At 56.3% G+C, this 1,162-nt stretch carries 1 protein-coding gene; it reads right to left on the bottom strand.

The features are described from left to right. The coding region (gene tuf / locus V7Q41_RS13320) for an elongation factor Tu (protein WP_333846453.1) at positions 1-1,162 on the bottom strand (1,162 nt) is incomplete at both ends.

Genomic DNA, 1,162 nt, shown 5'->3' on the forward strand with positions numbered 1-1,162 from the left:
AGGCAATGATCTTGGCAACCACACCCGCGCCAACGGTCTTACCGCCTTCGCGAATGGCAAAGCGCAAGCCTTCTTCCATCGCAATGGGGTGGATCAACTTCACAGTGATCGACACGTTGTCACCTGGCATCACCATCTCTTTGCCTTCTGGCAATTCGATCGCGCCCGTCACGTCTGTCGTACGGAAGTAAAACTGAGGACGGTAGTTGTTGAAGAATGGGGTGTGGCGGCCGCCTTCGTCTTTGGACAACACATAGATCTCAGCTGTGAAATGCGTGTGTGGCTTGACTGAACCAGGCTTGCACAGCACTTGGCCGCGCTGCACGTCTTCGCGCTTGGTGCCGCGCAACAAGATACCCACGTTGTCACCCGCTTGGCCTTGGTCCAGCAATTTGCGGAACATCTCCACGCCAGTGCAGGTTGTCTTTTGTGTGTCAACGATGCCCACGATTTCGATTTCTTCGCCGACTTTGATGATGCCGCGCTCGATACGACCTGTCACCACAGTGCCGCGACCCGAGATGGAGAACACGTCTTCCACAGGCATCAAGAAAGCACCGTCCACAGCGCGCTCAGGCGTCGGGATGTAGCTGTCCAGCGCAGCGGCCAACTTCATGATGGCTTCTTCGCCCAAGGGGCCTTTGTCGCCCTCCAAAGCCAGCTTGGCTGAGCCTTGGATGATGGGGGTGTCGTCGCCTGGGAAGTCGTATTTTTCGAGAAGTTCGCGAACTTCCATTTCGACCAATTCCAACAACTCAGCGTCGTCGACCATGTCGCACTTGTTCAAGAACACGATGATGTAAGGCACACCCACCTGACGCGCCAACAAGATGTGCTCGCGGGTTTGAGGCATGGGGCCGTCAGCCGCTGAACACACCAAAATAGCGCCGTCCATTTGAGCCGCGCCAGTGATCATGTTTTTCACATAGTCAGCGTGGCCTGGGCAGTCCACGTGGGCGTAGTGACGTGACTCAGTCTCGTACTCGACGTGCGCGGTGTTGATCGTGATGCCGCGTGCTTTTTCTTCTGGGGCCGCGTCAATTTGGTCGTAAGCCTTGGCTTCGCCGCCAAACTTGGCTGACAGGATCGTGGTGATCGCTGCAGTCAAAGTTGTTTTGCCATGGTCAACGTGACCAATGGTGCCCACGTTCACGTGCGGCTT

The sequence above is a fragment of the Limnohabitans sp. genome, from assembly GCF_036804465.1.
Classification (GTDB): Bacteria; Pseudomonadota; Gammaproteobacteria; order Burkholderiales; family Burkholderiaceae_C; genus Limnohabitans.